This window comes from Sporosarcina pasadenensis (assembly GCF_047228845.1).
Taxonomy (GTDB): domain Bacteria; phylum Bacillota; class Bacilli; order Bacillales_A; family Planococcaceae; genus Sporosarcina.
The window spans coordinates 92,448-113,855 of sequence record NZ_JBFEGM010000004.1 but is presented as its reverse complement, the minus strand read 5'-3'; the positions used below and the strand labels follow the sequence as shown (position 1 = coordinate 113,855).

19 protein-coding genes are annotated in these 21,408 nt (G+C 45.7%); 16 read left to right on the top strand and 3 right to left on the bottom strand.

Translation table 11 applies throughout. The features are described 5' to 3' along the window. The first annotated feature begins 4 nt into the window (after positions 1–4). Positions 5–2,416 carry a phenylalanine--tRNA ligase subunit beta gene (gene pheT, locus AB1K89_RS07465; protein ID WP_413054143.1) on the top strand — a complete coding sequence of 804 codons (2,412 nt, stop codon included), beginning with the start codon at positions 5–7 and terminating at the stop codon, positions 2,414–2,416. A 72-nt stretch (positions 2,417–2,488) separates the two neighbouring features. Here pheT and rnhC read toward each other — a convergent pair whose 3' ends face one another. After that, on the bottom strand, positions 2,489–3,427 hold the full coding sequence (gene rnhC / locus AB1K89_RS07460) for a ribonuclease HIII (RefSeq protein ID WP_413054142.1): 939 nt from the start codon (positions 3,425–3,427) through the stop codon (positions 2,489–2,491). Between the two features lie 500 nt (positions 3,428–3,927). On the opposite strand from rnhC, the gene zapA reads away from it, so the two are divergent. The 12 genes from zapA (at position 3,928) to uvrC (ending at position 17,148) form a co-directional block, all read left to right on the top strand. Then, entirely contained in the window at positions 3,928–4,188 is a 261-nt protein-coding gene (zapA, locus tag AB1K89_RS07455; RefSeq protein ID WP_413054141.1) for a cell division protein ZapA, read from the top strand. A 9-nt stretch (positions 4,189–4,197) separates the two neighbouring features. Beyond that, positions 4,198–4,737 carry a CvpA family protein gene (locus tag AB1K89_RS07450; RefSeq protein WP_413054140.1) on the top strand — a complete coding sequence of 180 codons (540 nt, stop codon included), beginning with the start codon at positions 4,198–4,200 and terminating at the stop codon, positions 4,735–4,737. A gap of 122 nt (positions 4,738–4,859) precedes the next feature. Beyond that, positions 4,860–6,566 carry a DNA polymerase/3'-5' exonuclease PolX gene (polX, locus tag AB1K89_RS07445; protein WP_413054139.1) on the top strand — a complete coding sequence of 569 codons (1,707 nt, stop codon included), beginning with the start codon at positions 4,860–4,862 and terminating at the stop codon, positions 6,564–6,566. A 16-nt stretch (positions 6,567–6,582) separates the two neighbouring features. Beyond that, positions 6,583–8,937 carry an endonuclease MutS2 gene (locus AB1K89_RS07440; protein ID WP_413054138.1) on the top strand — a complete coding sequence of 785 codons (2,355 nt, stop codon included), beginning with the start codon at positions 6,583–6,585 and terminating at the stop codon, positions 8,935–8,937. Positions 8,938–9,017: 80 nt separating this feature from the next. Beyond that, positions 9,018–9,431, top strand: coding sequence for a DUF350 domain-containing protein (locus AB1K89_RS07435; protein WP_252502687.1), 414 nt, complete (start codon positions 9,018–9,020; stop codon positions 9,429–9,431). A 226-nt stretch (positions 9,432–9,657) separates the two neighbouring features. Continuing rightward, positions 9,658–11,355 carry a long-chain-fatty-acid--CoA ligase gene (locus AB1K89_RS07430; RefSeq protein WP_413054137.1) on the top strand — a complete coding sequence of 566 codons (1,698 nt, stop codon included), beginning with the start codon at positions 9,658–9,660 and terminating at the stop codon, positions 11,353–11,355. 89 nt (positions 11,356–11,444) lie between these two features. After that, positions 11,445–12,026, top strand: coding sequence for a fatty acid metabolism transcriptional regulator FadR (gene fadR, locus AB1K89_RS07425; protein ID WP_413054136.1), 582 nt, complete (start codon positions 11,445–11,447; stop codon positions 12,024–12,026). Positions 12,027–12,081: 55 nt separating this feature from the next. Then, positions 12,082–12,855: an enoyl-CoA hydratase gene (locus AB1K89_RS07420; protein WP_413054135.1), complete on the top strand. Its 774-nt coding sequence runs from the start codon at positions 12,082–12,084 to the stop codon at positions 12,853–12,855. Between the two features lie 21 nt (positions 12,856–12,876). Next, positions 12,877–13,650 (top strand): electron transfer flavoprotein subunit beta/FixA family protein, encoded by a 774-nt coding sequence (locus AB1K89_RS07415; RefSeq protein WP_413054134.1) that lies wholly within the window; start codon positions 12,877–12,879, stop codon positions 13,648–13,650. Between the two features lie 149 nt (positions 13,651–13,799). Beyond that, positions 13,800–14,774, top strand: coding sequence for an electron transfer flavoprotein subunit alpha/FixB family protein (locus AB1K89_RS07410; RefSeq protein WP_413054133.1), 975 nt, complete (start codon positions 13,800–13,802; stop codon positions 14,772–14,774). A gap of 211 nt (positions 14,775–14,985) precedes the next feature. After that, positions 14,986–15,300, top strand: coding sequence for a thioredoxin (gene trxA, locus AB1K89_RS07405; RefSeq protein WP_413054132.1), 315 nt, complete (start codon positions 14,986–14,988; stop codon positions 15,298–15,300). Positions 15,301–15,357: 57 nt separating this feature from the next. Beyond that, the gene (uvrC, locus tag AB1K89_RS07400; RefSeq protein ID WP_413054131.1) at positions 15,358–17,148 is read left to right on the top strand and encodes an excinuclease ABC subunit UvrC; all 1,791 of its coding nucleotides are present in this window, start codon (positions 15,358–15,360) and stop codon (positions 17,146–17,148) included. 73 nt (positions 17,149–17,221) lie between these two features. Here the strand turns inward: uvrC and AB1K89_RS07395 are convergent, their stop codons facing one another. Continuing rightward, positions 17,222–17,638, bottom strand: coding sequence for a YslB family protein (locus AB1K89_RS07395; protein ID WP_413054130.1), 417 nt, complete (start codon positions 17,636–17,638; stop codon positions 17,222–17,224). Between the two features lie 217 nt (positions 17,639–17,855). Between AB1K89_RS07395 and AB1K89_RS07390 the strand changes: the two genes are divergently transcribed. From AB1K89_RS07390 to sdhB, 3 genes are read left to right on the top strand one after another with little or no spacing between them, the layout of a single operon-like run. Continuing rightward, complete coding sequence (locus tag AB1K89_RS07390; protein ID WP_413054129.1) at positions 17,856–18,464, top strand: succinate dehydrogenase cytochrome b558 subunit; 609 nt, start codon at positions 17,856–17,858, stop codon at positions 18,462–18,464. A gap of 55 nt (positions 18,465–18,519) precedes the next feature. Further along, entirely contained in the window at positions 18,520–20,274 is a 1,755-nt protein-coding gene (gene sdhA / locus AB1K89_RS07385) for a succinate dehydrogenase flavoprotein subunit (protein WP_252502699.1), read from the top strand. A 5-nt stretch (positions 20,275–20,279) separates the two neighbouring features. Continuing rightward, positions 20,280–21,080 (top strand): succinate dehydrogenase iron-sulfur subunit, encoded by an 801-nt coding sequence (gene sdhB, locus AB1K89_RS07380; protein WP_252502700.1) that lies wholly within the window; start codon positions 20,280–20,282, stop codon positions 21,078–21,080. Between the two features lie 10 nt (positions 21,081–21,090). Here the strand turns inward: sdhB and AB1K89_RS07375 are convergent, their stop codons facing one another. Next, complete coding sequence (locus tag AB1K89_RS07375; protein ID WP_413054128.1) at positions 21,091–21,294, bottom strand: hypothetical protein; 204 nt, start codon at positions 21,292–21,294, stop codon at positions 21,091–21,093. Positions 21,295–21,408: the final 114 nt, after the last annotated feature.

Genomic DNA, 21,408 nt, shown 5'->3' with positions numbered 1-21,408 from the left:
TTGCATGTTAGTATCAACAAAATGGCTAAATGAGTACGTCAATATAAACGGGATAGACCCTGCTGACTTAGCGGAAAAGATTACGCGTTCAGGCATCGAGGTGGACTCCATCATCGATCGGGCGCAAGGCATGACGAATGTAGTTGTCGGACATGTGTTGGAATGTGTGAAGCATCCGGAAGCGGATAAATTGAACATTTGCCAAGTCGACGTTGGAGAAGAGACGACCCAAATCATTTGTGGTGCGCCGAATGTCGCGCAAGGTCAAAAGGTGATCGTTGCACGACCGGGAGCAGTCCTTCCAGGTGATTTCAAAATCAAAAAAGCGAAGCTGCGCGGTGAAGAATCGAACGGTATGATCTGTTCATTACAAGAGCTTGGAATCGAAGGCAAGCTCGTTTCGAAAGCTTATGCTGAAGGAATTTATGTTTTGCCTCAAGATACAGTGCCGGGTGAAAATGCCCTCCCATTGCTTGGCTTGGATGATACAGTGCTCGAATTCGACTTAACTCCAAACCGCTCCGATGCGTTGAGTATGCTAGGCGTCGCTTATGAAGTGGGTGCGATTTTATCCCAAGGGATAGCACTTCCAAAAATCAATTATCCTACGTCGACTGAAAAAGCGGAAGATAAGCTTAAACTCCGTATCGATGCTGCAACGGATAATCCGATGTATGTTGCGAAAGTCGTAAAAAATATTAAAGTAGCAGAGTCACCTTTATGGTTGCAAAATGCTTTAATGGCTGCGGGTGTACGTCCTCATAATAATGTTGTCGACATTACGAATTACGTCTTAATGGAGTACGGCCAACCGTTGCACGCATTTGACTATGATCGTCTCGAGACAGGCGAAATCGTCGTCCGTCACGCAGAAGAGGGCGAAACGATGACGACGTTGGATGATGTTGAACGGAAATTGAACTCGCATAACCTTGTCATTACGAATGGAAAAGAGCCTGTTGCGCTGGCTGGCGTCATGGGCGGGGCCAATTCGGAAGTTCATGATGGAACAACGACGGTCGTCATCGAATCCGCATACTTCTCACCAGCATCGGTACGTCGTACATCCAAAGAAGTCGGGCTTCGAAGCGATGCAAGCACCCGATTCGAAAAAGGGGTCGATCCGAACCGTGTTGAAGAAGCGGCAGAACGAGCAGCACAGCTAATGGCTGAACTCGCTGGCGGGGAAGTCCTAGCGGGATCGGTCGTCTTTGATGAACTTGATAAAACGGCTGAACGTATTACAGTTTCTCCGGACTATATTAATAGCCGCCTCGGCATGAAGATTTCGTTGGAAGAAATGCTTTCCATTTTGGAGCGCCTGCGTATTCCGACGCAAGCAATCAATGGACAGCTTGTCATCGACGCGCCGACACGTAGACAGGATTTGAAGATTAGGGAAGATATCATCGAGGAAATTGCACGTATGTACGGTTACGATGAAATTCCGAAGACACTTCCAGTATCCGAGTCAACACCTGGAGGATTGACACCATACCAGGCAAAACGCCGGATCGTACGCCAATTCCTTGAAGGTGCCGGACTTTACCAGGCAATAACGTATTCATTGACATCCAAGGAGCAAGCCCAATCATATGCATTGGAAACGGCTCCGGTAACGGAATTGCTTATGCCGATGAGCGAAGACCGGAGCATACTCCGTCAAAGCTTGATCCCCCATTTATTGGAGGCGACAACGTATAACGTCGCGCGTCGTATTGATTCAGTCGCACTTTACGAAACAGGCTCTGTTTTCCTCGGGGAAGAAGAGGATGGCCTTCCTCGTGAAGTGGAACATTTGGCGGCGGTCTTGACTGGCAAGTGGGTCGATCATGCTTGGCAAGCGGAGACGAAGAAAGTTGATTTCTACGTTGTAAAAGGGATTGTTGAAGGCATGATGGATCTTCTCGGTCTGCTTGATGGCTTGTCGTTTGAGAAAGCAGTAATCGATGGCATGCATCCTGGACGGACGGCGAATGTTTTATTGCGTGGAGAGCGCATCGGCTTGATTGGCCAAATCCATCCGACCGAGCAGAAAAAACGTGACTTGAAAGAGACGTATGTCATGGAGTTGAATCTTGAAAGAATCCTATCTGTCGAAACGGATGAGCTTCTGTATGTTCCGGTTCCACGTTTCCCATCCATCTCAAGGGATATTGCACTCGTTGTCGCGAGCGGAACTTCCGCAGGCATGCTGGAAACAATCATCCAGAAGGCGGGCGGCAAACTGTTGAAAGAAGTGAAGCTGTTCGACTTATACGAAGGGGATAATGTAGAGGATGGCAAGAAATCACTCGCCTTCTCATTGACCTATTTCGACCCGGAACGCACTTTGACAGACGAGGAAGTCGTCAAAGCGCATGAAAAGGTATTGAATGCTTTAACTGTAGAAGCAGACGCTCAGCTTCGCGGATAAAGGTTATGATAAGAATAGTGAAAGACCGCTTATGGAGACTAATCCTCCATGAGCGGTCTTTTTTGTTGGAATTTACAGATGTTTATTTTTCATGGATGCAATCTTTTTCGCCTTCTGTGCATTGGCAAAATGCCATTTCGTCATCGATTTCAAAGTCGCTTCGCCGCTCTTCAATAAAATCTTCGCGGCTGCTTCATCCACTACTTTTCCTGCACCTTTAGGAAGCCGTACGCCTGCAATTGCACTCAAACGATCCATCTCTTCCAAAAAAGCAACCCTTGCAATAATGGATGCTGCAGCGACAGCTATATGCAGGCCTTCAGCTTTCGTTGAAAACAATACGTTTTCACGAACGATTTCAGGTTCGTTTTTAATATGATTGTAATAAATTCCGCGTTCCGCGAACTGGTCGATAAGAATGTAATCAGGCTTTTCGTCATTCATTTTGCGTAAGACATGTTTAAGTGCCTGATTATGAAGCAATGCCTTAATTTTACCTTGCGACCATCCGCTTGCTTGCACCTCGTTATACTTCTCATTCGGCAAGGTCAAAACGCTGTGTACGAGTGTTGCTTGAAGATCCGGTGCTATTTGCCGCATCCAATCATCGGTTAACTGCTTGGAATCTTTTACACCTAATTCACGTACGAGCTCGATTTGGTCGGAGCTGACGAAACAGGCGGCAACCGTAACAGGGCCGAAGAAATCACCTGTGCCCGTTTCATCAGAACCGAGGACGGAAAGCTCTGAGAAACGTTCAGGCAAAGTCTCTCCTTTTGCATTGGTCTTTTTAAGGGTCGGCGTATCGATAGTTCCCCAGTTAGCAGCCTCCCGAAGCGCACCTCCGCCTTGGAAAAGCACTTTCCCCGATTTGTATGCCGTAATGGCAACATCCGGCAACTTTGCCGCAAAGACGACACCAGGTGCATTTCGTACAACTTTAAAGGCGGCATAATGCGCCATCAGCTTATCCAACTTTGCTTTATCCATTTGAAGCACACTTTGGCTCATATACTACTTCCTTTCCTACCTTACCTTATTTGTATATTGTACAATAATAACGAAGGAAGATATATCAAGGATATGTACGATACATAGAAGGAAGATATATCAAGGATATGTACGATACATAATAGTTGATTGAAGTGAAAGGCGGCGACTCCTGGGGGATTAGCGAACGCCGTTACGAAGAACGGCGTTTGCGAGCAAAAGCAAAGCGTTGCGAGCAATGTTTTCTGTGACCCAAAGGGAGCAGGCTGCCTTAATTTCTGCAAAAGGCGCAGAAATACGGCAAATCGAACCCTTCGCTGTTCGATTGGCTCACCGCCCGCCCCCGGAAAGCGTCCGCCTGAAACGGAAATCGACGGCTGCACCTTTTCCGAACTATTTTTCCAATCCCACAAGCGAAACCATCCCCTTCCCTTTTCAACTAAAACGATTTCATGGTATGATTGGGTACAGGATTTCAGATGGTATCATTATGTATATAATTTGAATGGGGGGGTTCATCATTGGCAGACGAGCAAAAGACGCGCGTTGCGGTTGACATATATGGACAGACGTATACTATTGTCGGGACCGAATCGAGCAATCACGTACGGCTCGTCGCATCGATGGTCGATGATAAGATGAGGGAGATCAGTTCTCGCAACCCATATTTGGACATATCCAAAATTGCTGTCCTCACAGCTGTAAATAGTGTACATGATTATTTGAAACTGAAAGAACGCATTGAGCAATTGGAAGAAGAATTGAATAAGTTGAAGGGTTGACGGTCGTATATGCTTGATTTACTAATTTTAATCCTCTTTTTAGGGGGATTGATCACCGGATTTAGGCGGGGGCTTATCGTACAGCTTATACATATGACAGGCTTCATCATCGCTCTTGTCGTCGCTTACATATATTATAAACCATTATCTGAGAAGTTCGTATTATGGATTCCGTACCCTGGCGTTACTGCAGGTTCCAAATTGAGTTGGACGGTCGAACAGCTTGATTTGGATCAGACGTTTTACAGGATGCTGGCATTTGTCATCATCTTTATCGTAGTTAAATTCGTGTTGCAGCTGATCGCGTCCATGTTTGATTTCCTGAAGTTCCTGCCGGTATTAGGTTTTTTATCGCGTTTCGGTGGAGCTGCTTTAGGATTTATCGAGTTTTATATTCTCATATTCCTACTACTCTATCTACTGGCGATGCTGCCGTTAGAGTTCATTCAAGGGCTAATTGGAAAATCTCTTTTGGCGGATGCAATATTCGAACATACTCCGATCTTTTCGGAAACAGTGAAAAAATGGTGGTATATATATATGAAATGACGTATCACAGCTTGTACAAAAACGCAGGCTGTTCTATACGAACTATCGGTACGGCTTCCCCCCTGGTTGGAGGGAAGCCTTTTTTCAAGAACGATTCGGGTTAAATGGAGGAGTGGTTACTCATGAACAAGAAAACGATCATTCGCACATTTGAAAAAATCGCGTTGTATATGGAGTTGTTAGGGGAAAATCCTTTTAAAGTAGGAGCGTTCAGGAAAGCGGCGAATGTGCTTGAGTTAGATCCGCGGAGCCTATCCGAAATGGATGACATTTTAAAGTTAAAAGGGATCGGCAAAGGGACAGGCGCGGTCATCATCGATTTAATGGAAAAAGGGGAGTCCGATTTGTTGAAGGAGCTTGAAGAGGAAGTTCCAAAAGGGCTCATTCCGCTATTGAAAGTCCCTGGACTTGGTGGCAAGAGAATTGCCAAGCTTAGAGAAGCAATTGGAATCGATTCCATCGAATCTTTGCGCCTCGCTTGTGAATCGAACAAAGTGAGCGTGATTCCTGGATTCGGCAAAAAGACCGAGGAGAAGATACTGCATGAACTTGAACAGCTCGGCACTAAGAAAGGGAAGTTGCCGGTTTGGCAAGTGGAATCGATTGTTAATGCAATCGAGGAGGAATTGCGTGAAATAGAGGAAATCATCCGTTTTTCAGTGGCGGGGAGCTTCCGACGTGCTGAGGAGGAAAGCAGCGATGTCGACTTCATCATCGTTACGGATGAACCGGCTGTTGTTCGGGAAAAACTGATGGAAGTGATGCCGATTGAGGAAACGGTTGCGGCCGGTGATTCTAAGCTTTCCGTCGTCCTCGACATGGCCGAATTGGTCGATGCGGACTTCCGCTTCGTGACGAAAGACCAATTCGCGACGGCATTGCACCATTTTACAGGCTCGAAAGACCATAATGTGAAAATGCGTCAACTAGCCAAGTCAAAAGGGATGAAAATAAGCGAATACGGTGTTGAAATGGAAGATGGAACAGTAAAGACTTTTGAATCGGAAAGCGACTTTTTCGCCTTTTTTGATCTGCCATTCATCCCTCCTTCTTTGCGCAAGGACGGGACGGAAATCGACCGCGCTCAAGAAATTGCGGATGTAGTGACGTTCGAAGATATCCGTGGCGACTTTCACATGCATACGACATGGTCGGACGGTGGATATTCCATACGGGAAATGGTCGAAGCCTGCAGGGAGCGGGGATACTCGCATATTGTCATTACAGATCATACGCGATATTTGAGAGTGGCAAACGGATTGACGCCTGAAAGGGTTCGAAGCCAAATAGAAGAAATACGGCGATTGAATGAGGAATACGAAGATATTGAGATTTTCTGCGGGACGGAGATGGATATCCTGCCGGATGGGACACTTGATTTTGATGACGATTTATTGCAAGAGTTGGATTTTGTCATCGCCTCCATCCATTCAAATTTCAATCAGTCGCAAGAGCAGATTATGAATAGGCTGCATGCGGCGATGAAGAACCCATACGTTTCGATGATCGCTCATCCAACAGGCCGGATCATCGGTCAGAGAGACGGCTATAATCCAGATGTGCCGCAATTGATCGAATGGGCGAAGAAGTACAATAAAATACTTGAATTGAACGGCAATCCGCATCGGTTCGACTTGGCTGTCCGCTATTTGGAGATGGCGCAGGAGGCGGGCGTCAGAATTGCTGTGAATACCGACGCGCATACAATTGATCAATTAGAACATATGGAAATCGGTGTGCAATACGCGCAAAAGGCATGGTTGAAAAAAGAGACGGTCGTGAACACATGGCCGCTTGAACAATTCATCCGGGAAATCGTCCGGAAATGAAAGGAAGTGTAAGGCATTGGAAAACCGTGTCTTGAAAACACTTGAGTTTGATAAAATCCGGGATGTCGTAGCGACATACTGTACGTCATCCGCAGGAAGATCATATATGGAAAAACTGGTTCCTGTAAGCGATTTTCAGGAAGTTGTCCGCTTGCTCGAAGAGACGGACGAAGGGCTCGCTATATTGAGAGTTAGAGGGAACGTGCCAATGGGGGGCATCAGCGACGTACGCCCGCATGCAAAACGTGCGCAAATCGGCGGTGTGCTCAGTGCATATGAGTTGATGGAGACTGCGAATACGATACGTGCGAGCAGGATTCTGAGACAATTCATCGAATCGGTCGATGAGGATGAGGATATTGAAATCCCTCATTTTATAGCCAAGAAAGAGGCATTGCCGATCCTTACCGGACTTGAGCATGAGATCAACGCTGCCATTGACGAAAATGGACATGTCGTCGACAGTGCTTCAGGCACGCTCCGATCGATTCGTCAAAGCTTGCGCATCCAAGAGGGGCGTGTCCGCGAAAAGCTCGAAGGGTACACACGTGGACGGAATGCATCGAAAATGCTATCAGATTCAATCGTCACGATTCGGAACGACAGATACGTCATCCCCGTAAAGTCCGAATACCGATCTCACTTCGGGGGAGTCATCCATGATATGTCATCATCCGGGCAGACGTTGTTCATAGAACCGGATGCTGTCGTGCAAGCGAATAATGAAATCCGCAACTTGAAGATGAAAGAGAAGGATGAAATCGAAAAGATCTTGCAGGAGCTGTCCGTGAAAGTGCAACAGGTTGCCCATGATCTTTTTGTCCTTGTGGATATATTATCGGAAATCGACATCATTCTCGCAAAATCGAAATATGGAATTGCCCATAAATGTACGAAGCCGGAAGTGAATGATGAAGGTTATATCCGCCTGGCGAAAGCACGCCATCCTTTGTTGCCGATCGATCAAGCAGTTGCCAATACGATTGAATTTGGCAAGGATATTACTACAATCGTCATTACGGGCCCGAATACAGGAGGGAAGACCGTCACGTTGAAGACGGTTGGTCTATGTACATTGATGGCTCAGGCGGGGCTACCAATTCCTGCACTTGATGGGTCGGAAGTTGCCGTTTTCGATTCCGTATACGCGGATATAGGCGATGAACAGTCGATCGAGCAAAGTCTCAGTACGTTTTCATCTCATATGGTGAACATTGTCGATATCCTGAAAAAATTCGATTCGCGTTCGTTGCTCATTTTCGATGAACTAGGTTCAGGCACTGATCCACAGGAAGGGGCCGCATTGGCTATCTCCATATTGGATGAAGTGCATGGGACTGGCGCTAGAGTGATGGCAACTACGCACTATCCCGAGTTGAAGGCTTACGGCTATAATCGTCCTGGTGTGGCGAATGCGAGCGTGGAATTTGATATTGATACGTTGAGTCCGACTTATCGTTTGTTAATAGGGGTACCAGGTAGAAGTAACGCATTTGAAATTTCAAAACGTCTCGGTCTGAATGAACATATCATCAATCGGGCGAAGAAATTCACGGGAACAGACCGCGGAGAAGTGGATTCAATGATCGCCTCATTGGAATCAAGCAGAGTCCAATCCGAAAAAGACGCCGAGCAGACACATGCCTTGCTCATTGAAACGGAAAAACTGAAACGTGAATTGGAGACGAAGCTTTCCGAATTCGATGATATGAAAGAAAAGCTAATTGATGGTGCAAAAGAGAAAGCGAAAAAAATTGTGGAAGAAGCGCGTGTCGAATCGGAAGCAGTCATATCCGATTTGCGGGCAATGCGCTTAAATGTTGGAGCGAACGTCAAAGAACATGAGTTAATTGAAGCCCGTAAACGTCTCGAAGGTGCAGCGCCGGAAGAGAAGAAGAAAAAGCTTCAAGCGAAGGCGGCTCCAAGGCCTTTAGAAGCCGGTGATGAAGTGAAGGTCATCACATATGGGCAGAAGGGGACGCTTGTCGATAAGGTTTCCGCAAATGAATGGATTGTCCAAATCGGCATTTTGAAAATGAAGCTGGATGAATCGGTGCTGGAATATACAAAGCCTGAAAAAGTAAAGGACACTGTCGTCTCCGCATCTGTAAGAGGAAGGGATTCGTACGTCAAGTTGGAGCTTGACCTACGTGGTGAACGATATGAAGATGCATTGCTCCGAACGGAAAAATATTTGGACGATGCATTGCTATCCAATTATCATCAAGTATCGATCATCCACGGAAAAGGGACAGGTGCATTGCGGCAAGGGGTTCAAGCATACTTGAAAAGCCATCCGCGCGTGAAAAGCTACCGTTATGGGGAAGCGGGTGAAGGTGGCCACGGAGTGACAGTCGTAGAGTTGAAGTGAAAAGTTAAAGGAAAAATGAAACTTTCCCGGTTTTCTTTCGTAGAGGAAAGGATGAATGAATTTCAAAGGAGTCAAAATGAATGACGAAAACTGAGTTTTGGAGTCATCCCCTTGTGGAAACTACAGGCTATTTCAGTGTTGTAGTCCTTTGCCTCATCTTTTCGATGGTGCTATTTGAACTTGTAACGAAATATAACAACTGGGAAGAAATTCGGAAAGGGAATATGGCGGTCGCGATGGCGACTGGCGGAAAAATATTTGGAGTGGCAAATATTTTCCGATATTCAATTGAGCAGCATAATACATTGCCGCAAATGATCGGATGGGGTCTATTCGGTTTTATCCTGCTCGTCATCGCGTACATCCTTTTTGAGTTCCTAACGCCGAAGTTCAATATTGATAAGGAAATCGAAGAGGATAACCGATCCGTCGGTTTCATTTCACTGACAATATCGGTAGGCTTATCGTTTGTCATCGGTGCCAGCATTTCATAGGAGACTTATTATGGAAAAACTATCTAAGATATTAATCGTCGTCTGTGTACTTTTTGTTGTTGTAGGAGTCTATTGGATGGTAACGAATACGCCTTGACTGAAATTTGCCGGTCAAGGCATTTTTTCTCTATATAAATAATATTCTATTTGAAAGCGGATTCATTTACCGATATAATATATAAAGAAGGAATTTTCTAAGTATTGGAATGGGAAAAGGGGGGTTACAATGATAGAAAGACCATGGCTGGATATGTATCCGCCAGAAATACCGAAGTCGATCGACTATGATCGGATTCCGCTTCAAGAATTCTTGACGAGATCAAGTACCAAGTTTCCCGCAAAGACGGCAATGCATTTCATGGGCAAGGACATTAGCTATAAAGAATTCCATGAATCGGCATTAAAATTTGCTAACTATTTGCATTCGCTAGGCATTGAGAAGGGAGATCGCGTCGCAATCATGCTTCCGAACTGTCCTCAAAGCGCAATCGCCTACTATGGCATCCTCTACATGGGAGGAATTGTCGTGCAGACGAATCCGCTCTATACAGAGAGGGAATTGGCTTATCAGATGGTGGATTCCGGAGCAAAGGCGATCATCTCACTCGATATTCTATTCGGACGGATTACGAAGGTCGTCAAGGAGACAAAGTTGGAGCATGTCATCATAACAGGAATTAAAGATTACTTACCATTTCCGAAAAATCTTATTTATCCGTTCATCCAGAAAAAAGAACATGGTATCATCGTGAAAGTGGAACATCGGGGTATGAACCATCTTTTTACCGAAATAATGAAAATAGCAAAACCAGATCCGGTTTCATATGATTTTAATTTCGAGGAAGATATTGCATTGCTTCAGTATACAGGGGGAACGACGGGACCGCCGAAAGGTGTTATGCTGACTCATGCCAATCTGATCAGCAATGCGCAAATGTGCAATGCATGGTTGTATAAATGCAAGGATGGCGAGGAGACTGTGATGGGAATTCTGCCATTCTTCCATGTGTATGGAATGACGACTGTCCTCGTCTTATCGGTCATGTTGGGCAATAAGATGGTGTTGATACCAAAATTCGATTTCGATACTGCGTTGAAGGCGATCGATAAACAAAAACCGACTCTATTCCCGGGAGCTCCGACAATTTATATCGGATTGCTGAATCATCCGGAGCTGGCGAAATATGACCTATCATCCATCAAAGCGTGTATAAGCGGATCAGCTGCGTTGCCTGTCGAACTGCAGGAGCGATTTGAAAAGGTTACCGGAGGGAAGCTTGTTGAAGGATATGGTTTGACAGAGACATCACCTGTAGCCATCGCGAATTTCGTATGGGAGGAAAGGCGCGTGAAAGGCTCAATTGGTGTTCCTTGGCCGGATACGGATGCGTGTATTCTAGGTCCGGAATCGACGGAGCCTCTGCCGAATGGTGAAGTTGGGGAGATTGCAGTAAAAGGCCCTCAAGTGATGAGAGGTTATTGGAACCGACCGGAGGAAACTGCTGAAACATTCCGGGATGGATGGCTATTGACTGGAGATTTAGGGTATATGGATGACGAAGGCCATTTCTATGTCGTTGACAGGAAAAAGGATATGATCATTGCGAGTGGCTTCAACATATATCCGCGCGAGATCGAAGAAGTCCTCTACGAGCACGAAGCAATTCAAGAGTGCGTCGTCGCGGGCATTCCAGATCCATATCGAGGAGAAACGGTAAAAGCGTACATTGTTCTAAAAGCAGGGAAGTCGGTGACGGAAGAAGAACTGGATACGTATTGCCGTGAACATTTGGCTTCATTTAAAGTGCCGCGCAAATATGACTTCAGGAAAGAGTTGCCGAAAACTGCTGTCGGAAAAATATTGCGGCGCGCTCTCGTAGAAGAAGAGAAGAAAAAGATGGAACAGGAATTGCAAACTTCCTGACGAAAGACTTGACGACAATCAAATAAACGATTAATATGAAAATATGAATGAATCATCATTCATATTTTCTTTTTTTGGTGGTGAAAAAATTGAAACGCGATAAACCTAAATATAAACAGATAGTGGATGCCGCCGTCATCGTCATTGCCGAAAACGGTTATCATCAAGCGCAAGTCTCGAAAATCGCCAAGGAAGCAGGCGTTGCCGACGGAACGATATACCTTTATTTCAAAAATAAAGAGGATATCCTTATTTCCGTCTTCCGGGAGAAGATGGGCGTCTTTGTCGATAACGTGAAAGAGATCTTGCAAAAAGAAATCTCGGCGACAGAGATGCTTGCAAAGATGATTGAAAACCATTTCAGTTTGCTCAATGGCGACCGCCACCTAGCCATTGTAACCCAATTGGAATTACGGCAATCCAACAAAGATCTTCGATACAGGATCAACGAAGTATTGAAGGAGTATTTGACGTTGCTCGATACCATTTTAAAAGAAGGTATCGAAAAATGTGAGTTTGATGAGCATATCGACATCCGGCTGGCACGTCAAATGGTATTCGGGACGATAGACGAAACAATCACCTCATGGGTAATGAATGATCAAAAATATGATTTAATGAAATTGGCACCAGAAGTCCATCGCTTACTTTTAAATGGAATGAAAGCGTAAATCCGGAAACGAATGAGCGATGTGGAAACGAGCATTTCGGAAAGGGTGGGAATGAATGGAGTTCTTGAAAATCGTTGTTGAAGATGGAGTAGCATCCGTTGCAATCGACCGACCGCCGGCCAATGCCCTATCTAGCGGTCTAATCCAAGAGGTTGACCAAATGTTGGATAAAGTGGAGAATGACGAATCCGTCAGAGTCATCGTGCTCCACGGAGAAGGAAAATTCTTTTCAGCGGGTGCCGACATTAAGGAATTCACGACAGTGACATCCGGCGAACAATTTTCACAGCTTGCTTCAGCAGGTCAGGACGTGTTTGAACGGATGGAAAGCTTCAAAAAGCCGATCATTGCCGCCATCCATGGAGCAGCGCTCGGTGGAGGATTGGAATTGGCGATGGGTTGCCATATCCGGTTAGTTACGGAGAAGGCTAAACTCGGATTGCCGGAATTGCAATTGGGTCTCATTCCCGGGTTTGCCGGCACACAGCGCTTGCCACGGTATGTCGGGGTGGCGAAAGCGGCAGAAATGCTGTTGACGAGCGATCCAATTTCCGGAGAAGAAGCTGTCCGGTGGGGACTAGCTAATCATGCATTCTCGGAGGAAGAGCTGCTTCCAAAGGCAATGGAATTGGCAAAGAAGATTGCGAAGAAAAGTCCTATTGCAATGAAGGCAGCCCTTCGCATGCTTCAATACACGAAGACAGACTCGTTCTACGAAGGGGTTAAGGCTGAGGCCGATTCATTCGGAGAGGTTTTCGTCTCAGAGGATGCAAAAGAAGGTATCCAAGCATTTATTGAAAAAAGGGAACCACAATTCAAAGGGAATTAATAAGCCAGGGAGGTTTACGATATGAACATTTATGCATTGGTGAAACGGACTTTTGACACTGAGGAGAAGATCGCTGTAGCAAACGGGAAAATCGTTGAAGATGGCGCGGAATTCATCATTAATCCTTACGACGAATATGCAATTGAAGAAGCGATCCAAGTACGCGATGAGCACGGCGGCGAAGTGACAGTCATTACAATCGGTGACGAAGAAGCGGAAAAACAACTTCGTACGGCGTTGGCAATGGGGGCGGACAAAGCTGTCCTTATTAATACCGAGGATGACTTGGATGAGATGGACGAGTTCACTGCTGCTAAAATCATCGCAGAATACTTGAAAGACAAAAATGCGGATCTGATCCTTGCAGGGAACGTCGCGATCGATGGCGGCTCCGGGCAAGTCGGACCACGTGTTGCGGAACTGTTAGGAATCAATTACATTACGACAATTACAAACCTAGACATCGATGGCACTTCCGTGAAAATCATTCGTGATGTCGAAGGAGATTCTGAGACTATCGAAACTTCGTTGCCATTACTAGTCACAGCACAACAAGGATTGAACGAGCCTCGCTATCCTTCTTTACCGGGTATCATGAAGGCGAAGAAAAAGCCGCTTGACGAACTAGAATTGGATGATTTGGACCTTGACGAGGATGATGTGGAAGCGAAAACGGTGACGGTTGAAATTTATCTCCCACCTCAAAAAGCGGCTGGACGCATTCTTGAAGGCGACTTGTCCGATCAGGTGAAAGAGCTCGTGGATCTTCTGAATAAAGAAGCAAAAGTGCTTTGATTTGATTCTGCCGAATCAAATCAAAGCGACTCCGGCGGATGTCACGTATTTTTAAGGGAGGTTTTCGAGCAGGCTCGAAAAATCCGGACGCAATCACGCCGAGGCGTGATCGATTGTTGCAATTCATATCGTAATGGGAGGGACTCTATATGTCTAAAAAAGTAGTAGTACTTGGTGAAGCTCGTGATGGTGCATTACGGAACGTTTCATTCGAAGCGGTTGCAGCTGCCAAAACAGTAGCTGGCGGTGGGGAAATCGTTGGTTTACTATTTGGGGATTCAGTTCAATCATTAGGGGAAGAAATGATCAAATACGGTGCGGATCGTGTCATCACTGTGGAGCATCCGCATTTGAAACATTATACATCAGACGGCTTCGGCCAAGCTTTCATGGCGGTCTATGAGCAGGAAAAGCCAGACGCCATCGTTTTCGGCCATACTGCTTTAGGAAAGGATCTCTCTCCGAAGATTGCTAGTAAACTAGAGTCGGGATTGATTTCCGATGTGACAGCTATCGAAGGGGAAGGCGATGACGCGGTATTTGTCCGCCCAATCTATTCCGGCAAGGCGTTTGAAAAAGTAAAGAATAAAGAAGGACTTCTCTTCATTACCGTTCGTCCAAACAATATTGAAGCGCTTGCGAAAGACGAAAGCCGCTCAGGTGACGTTTCTTCCGTTTCGGTTGATATTACGAATCTACGCTCAATCATTAGCGAAGTCGTCCGGAAGTCAACGGAAGGCGTCGATTTATCAGAAGCGAAAGTCGTTGTCGCTGGAGGTCGCGGTGTGAAGAGTGCAGATGGCTTCAAGCCGCTTGAAGAATTGGCACAATTGCTCGGCGGTGCAGTAGGTGCATCCCGAGGAGCGTGTGATGCGGACTACTGTGATTATTCCTTGCAAATCGGGCAGACAGGTAAAGTCGTGACACCTGATCTGTACATAGCTGCTGGAATCTCAGGCGCAATTCAGCACATGGCTGGAATGTCCAACTCAAAAGTGATCGTCGCCATCAATAAAGATCCAGAAGCAAACATTTTCAAAGTGGCAGACTACGGCATCGTAGGAGACTTGTTCGAAGTCATCCCGATGATGATCGAAGAAATCAAGAAAATCAAAACGAATTAATTAATGAGGGGCTCCTGCAATGGTAGGAGCCTTCTTGGTTTGACGCATTAATAATTTGGTTTGGAGAAGCGCTTGCTCGACTCCCGCGAAAAGCGAGCAGTAAGCTTCGGATAACCGGGATGCTCAAGGGCGAAGCAGATGTTTAGCTCGCCTTTAACCATCATGCTATAATGCAAACATAGTTAGATTTACTAAAGGAGGAAATAAAGAAATGGCTATTCTTCATGCAACTGACCAAGATTTTAAAGATCAAACTAAAGACGGCCTCGTCCTTGTTGACTTCTGGGCAACATGGTGCGGACCTTGCAAAATGATCGCTCCAGTATTGGAAGAACTCGACCAAGACCTAAACGGCAAAGCGAAAATCGTTAAAGTCGACGTAGACGAAAACCAAGCAACTGCCGGCGAATACGGCATTATGTCAATCCCGACACTTGTCCTCTTCAAAGACGGGGAAATTGTCGATAAAGTTGTCGGTTTCCAACCGAAAGAACAACTTGCTGAATTGATCGAAAAACACGCGTAATGGATTACTTGAAACCGGGACCTTCATAGGAGCCCGGTTTTTTGGTAGGTGAGGAAGATGAATGAAAAAATAGAGCATAAATTGTCCTTGCTGCCGGACTTGCCTGGCTGCTACTTAATGAAAGATCGCCAAGGCACAATCATCTATGTAGGTAAGGCTAAAATATTGAAAAACCGGGTCCGGAGTTATTTCACCGGGTCCCATGACGCAAAAACACAACGCCTCGTTGGGGAAATCGTAGACTTTGAATATATCATCACATCATCGGATATCGAGGCGCTCATCTTGGAGTTGAACCTCATCAAACAGCATGATCCGAAATACAATATCATGCTGAAAGACGACAAGACGTACCCTTACTTGAAAATCACTTCAGAACGTCATCCGAAACTGATTGTGACAAGGCAACTTAAAAAGGATAAGGGAAAGTATTTCGGCCCTTATCCGAATGCCACAGCTGCTCATGAAACGAAAAAGCTGCTCGACCGGCTATATCCATATCGAAAATGTCATCAGCTGCCGGACCGTGTCTGTCTGTACTATCATTTGGGACAATGCCTGGCACCATGCGTGCATGAAATAAAACAGGAAACATACAAAGAAATGGTCGACGATATTAGCCGTTTCTTAAATGGTGGATATAAGAGCGTGAAAAAAGATCTGACGGAGAAAATGTCCGCAGCCGCCGAAAACCTCGAATTTGAGCGCGCAAAGGAATATCGGGATCAGATCGCCAATATCGAAGCGGTCATGGAGAAACAGACGATGATGATGAACGACTTCACAGATCGTGATGTGTTCGGATATGCGGTTGAAAAAGGATGGATGTGCGTCCAAGTATTTTTCGTCCGACAAGGTAAATTGATTGAAAGGGATGTTTCCATTTTCCCTCTATATCAGGACCCTGAGGAAGAGATGCTCACATTCATCGGTCAATTTTACGGCAAGACTGGTCACCTGCTGCCGAAGGAGATATTGTTGCCGGAAGGGATCGATCAAGAACTCGTGCAGCAATTATTGAATGTGAATGTGTTCATCCCACAGCGAGGGAAGAAAAAGGATTTAGTGAAGTTATCGAATAAAAATGCTGAAATTTCATTGCGGGAAAAATTCCAGCTAATTGAACGCCAAGAACAGAGGACAATTGGTGCTTGCGAAGACCTCGGAGAGGCGATGAGGATTTCGACTCCATTGCGGATTGAAGCGTTTGATAACTCCCATACCGGGGGCGTCGATCCGGTCTCCGCGATGGTATCTTTTGTTGACGGGCGACCGAACCGGAAAGATTACAGGAAATACAAAACGAGGACTGCGGCTGCTCATGACGATTATGGAGCGATGCGTGAAGTGATCAGAAGACGCTATGTCCGAGTTTTGAGAGACCATCTGCCGTTGCCTGATCTGATCATCATCGATGGAGGAAAAGGACAGATGGAGATTGCTCGGGAAATAATCGAGGATGAACTCGGCCTGTCCATTCCAATAGCTGGCCTGGCGAAGGATGAAAAGCATCAGACTGCCCAATTGTTGTACGGGAATCCAGTAGAAGTCGTCCCGTTGAAGCGAACGAGCGAAGCATTCTATTTGCTCCAGCGGATACAGGATGAAGTGCATCGGTTCGTCATTACGTTCCATAGACAACGTAGGGATTCCAATTCATTAACATCTGTTTTGGACGGATTGCCAGGAGTTGGACCAAAGCGGAAGCAGCAACTGTTAAAGCATTTTGGTTCAATTAAGAAAATACGCGATGCAACTGTAGCCGAGCTGAATGATGCAGGTCTCCCAATGAAAGTTGCCGAAACGGTGATGGAGTATTTTAAAGAGGAAAATGAAAAAGGGCTCTGATCGATTAACGATGAGCCCTTTTCCCTATCTAGCAATTTTTCATATTAAGAAGAATGATGGGTAGCAAGAAAATTCATATTTTTGTTTTCAAGTCCCATTTTACAAGAAAGCGGACAAGCTTCTCTTTCGGGAATTTCTCACCATAGCATTCCGTGAGGACTCCATTCAGCTTTTGGAACTGTTCAGCAATGAAGCCGGCTTCCAACTGGTATGATCTGTTCTCAATCAATGTTGCATCACTTTGCTCCAAAATGAACAATGCCTCGTCCTTTGCAGTCTTGCCTTCATGAGATACGAGAATACCCCAACCTGCCTCTTGGAAAAAATCCGGGAGTTCATCGATTGAAAAAATGGGGAATTTCCTCGCAATATCTTTACCAGACCAGTAGAGGATCTCATCTTCATGTTTACCTAGTATGTTAGGGAGCACATGGTCCCTTATGATTTCATATCCTAATCGTGTCGGAGCTTCATATGTTTGTTTAGTCAACGATTATGCAGTCCTTTCAGGAGAATCGGGTCGTGTATGAACTTTTTGACAACGGTCTGCAAAAAGTCCAGATCGCCTTGACCTCCTCAAAAGTGAGGAGTACAATGAACATGTTATCATATTGTACCATTAAGAGGCATGCCGTCAACGTCCTTCATTTGTACAAACAGTGACGACGCAATCGGACATATCTCTTAAATAAGGGAGGGTAAAAGACTTGTCGAGAGAATCAGATTTTTACTTGCGCCGACTTCATTCATTGCTCGGAGTTATTCCGGTTGGGTTGTTCCTAACTCAACACTTGGTCATCAACCATTTTGCAACGCGCGGTGAAGAAGCGTTCAATAACGCATCCAATTTCATGGGGAGCTTGCCGTTCGTCCTGTTCTTGGAATGGTTCATTATCTATATTCCGTTAATGTTCCATGCGTTTTATGGTGTGTACATAGCTTTCACTGCGAAAAATAATGTTCAGCGCTACGGCACATTCCGTAACTGGATGTTCATGTTGCAACGTGTAACAGGTGTTTTCTTAGTCATTTTCATAGCGTGGCATATCTATGAAACGAGAATCCAGAAAGCACTTGGAGCAGAAGTGAACTTCAACATGATGGAAGAGATCCTTTCTAATCCGTTCATGCTTGCGTTCTATATTGCAGGTGTTTTGGCAGCGACATTCCACTTGGCAAATGGCCTATGGTCGTTCGCTGTGACGTGGGGGATAGCACAATCGCCACGTTCACAAAAAATCGTTTCCTACATTACAATCCTAGCATTCTTAGTACTTTCCGTAATAGGTATACAAGCATTATTGGCATTCGTCTAATACAATCTAGTTCCTGAATTACAAGTATATGTAAAATTTGAGGAGTGAAACAACAATGGCAAAAGGCAGATTGATTGTCGTCGGTGGCGGACTTGCCGGCTTGATGGCAACTATCAAAGCTGCGGAAGAAGGGGTCGGGGTAGACCTGTTCTCACTCGTTCCGGTTAAACGCTCCCACTCCGTTTGTGCACAAGGCGGCATCAACGGCGCAGTGAATACGAAAGGTGAGGGCGACTCGCCTGCAATACACTTTGATGACACTGTATATGGTGGGGACTTCCTTGCGAACCAACCTCCTGTCAAAGCTATGGCTGAGGCTGCTCCAGGAATCATTCACTTAATGGACCGGATGGGTGTCATGTTCAACCGTACACCTGAAGGATTATTGGATTTCCGCCGTTTTGGCGGTACGTTGCATCACCGTACAGCTTTTGCTGGCGCTACGACAGGCCAACAACTTCTATATGCATTGGACGAGCAAGTTCGCCGTCATGAGGTTGCGGGTCTTGTTCAAAAGTTCGAGCACTGGGAATTTCTTGGTATCATCATGGATGATGAAGGAATTTGCCGAGGCATCAAAGCGCAAAACATGCAGTCTATGGAAATTAAGGCGTTCCCTGGAGACGCGGTCATTATGGCGACTGGCGGACCTGGAATCATTTTCGGTAAATCGACAAACTCAGTAATCAATACAGGTTCCGCAGCTTCGATAGTTTATCAGCAAGGGGCTAAATATGCGAATGGTGAATTCATCCAAATTCACCCGACTGCTATTCCTGGAGATGACAAACTTCGTCTTATGAGTGAATCAGCACGTGGTGAAGGTGGCCGTATATGGACGTATAAAGACGGTAAGCCATGGTACTTCCTTGAAGAAAAATATCCTGATTATGGAAACTTGGTACCACGTGACATTGCGACACGTGAAATTTTTGATGTCTGCGTTAATCAGAAATTGGGTATTAACGGGGAAAACATGGTCTACCTTGACCTTTCCCATAAAGATCCTAAAGAGCTTGATATCAAACTTGGCGGCATCATTGAAATCTATGAGAAATTCACAGGCGATGATCCACGCAAACTGCCGATGAAAATCTTCCCTGCGGTCCACTATTCGATGGGCGGACTATGGGTCGACTATGAGCAGCATACGAATATCCCTGGTCTGTTTGCTGCTGGTGAGTGTGATTACTCCCAACACGGTGCGAACCGTCTTGGAGCGAACTCATTGCTATCTGCTATTTATGGCGGAATGGTTGCAGGTCCGGAAGCGGTCAAGTATATGCGTGGAGTAAAACGCACTGCAGACGAGCTTCCATCGACATTGTTCGAAACAGCTGTGAAAGACGAACAGCAAAAATGGGACGCGACATTGAAGATGGATGGAAACGAGAATGCGTATATTCTGCATAGGGAACTCGGAGAAATCATGACAGATAACGTGACGGTTGTCCGTTACAACGATAAATTGCAAGAAACAGACTACAAGATTCAAGAGCTTCTAGAACGTTATGAAAACATCAATATTGTAGATACACAACAATGGTCTAACCAAGGCGCGACATTCACTCGCCAGTTGAAAAACATGCTATACTTGGCACGAGTCATCACTTTAGGAGCACTGAATCGTAATGAGAGCCGTGGTGCACATTACAAACCGGACTTCCCTGAACGTGACGACGAAAACTTCTTGAAAACGACGATTGCAGAATTCGACGGGAAATCTGCGCCGATCCTATCTTATGAAGAAGTGGATGTATCCTTGATTCCGCCGCGTAAACGTGACTATTCAGCGAAGAAAGGAGATTGACATAAGTGACTGAGCAAACAACTGCTGTCCTTGAGCAGCAAACTGCAGAGAAAACGGTCCATTTTGAAATCCAGCGTCAAGACACGCCTGATTCAAAACCGTATTGGGAAAGCTTTAAAATCCCATACAGACCGAATATGAACGTCATTTCCGCACTAATGGAAATCCGTCGTAACCCGGTGAATGCTGAAGGGAAGAAAACGACGCCAGTCAACTGGGACATGAACTGCCTTGAAGAAGTTTGCGGCGCATGTTCTATGGTGATCAACGGACGCCCTCGCCAATCTTGTACAGCTTTGGTCGATCAGCTTACACAGCCGATCCGCCTTGAGCCGATGAGAACATTCCCGGTAGTACGTGACTTGGTTGTAGACCGTGAATTCATGTTTGATTCCCTCAAGAGAATCAAAGCTTGGATTCCGATCGATGGCACATACGATTTGGGCGAAGGTCCACGTATGCCGGAACGTAAACGCCAATGGGCTTACGAATTGTCAAAATGCATGACGTGCGGCGTCTGCCTAGAAGCTTGTCCGAACGTCAACGACAAAACGAACTTCATCGGACCAGCATTATTGTCTCAAGTTCGCCTATTCAACTCGCATCCAACAGGTGCAATGAACAAAGACGAGCGCTTGGAGACAATTATGTCTGACGGAGGTATTGGAGAATGCGGTAACTCACAAAACTGTGTCGTCGCATGTCCAAAAGGCATTCCTTTGACAACATCCATTGCTGCGATGAACCGCGCAACGACAGTACAAATGTTCAAAAACTTCTTCGGAAGCGACCATATGGTTGACTGATTATACTTTTTTAAGGAACTGTCCGGAAAGTCATAAAATGACTTTCCGCGACAGTTCTTTTTTTGTAATCAAGTGGCCCTGCGCCCAAAGCAACCGGACGTGCGTCCAAAGAAGCCGCTTTTGCGTCCAAAGTGAGGGGTTCCGCGACCAAAGAAGCCGGTTTCGCGCTCAAAGTGAGACGTTCTGCGTCCAAAGTGGCTGCTTCCGCGACCAAAGTAGCCAGCCCCGCGCCCAAAGCCAGCTGCAGATTTTGGAAATCTAATGTTATATTGGATGTTTGCCAACTATTTGCTATAATAAAAGAATGAATGTTCATTCATTTTAGTAA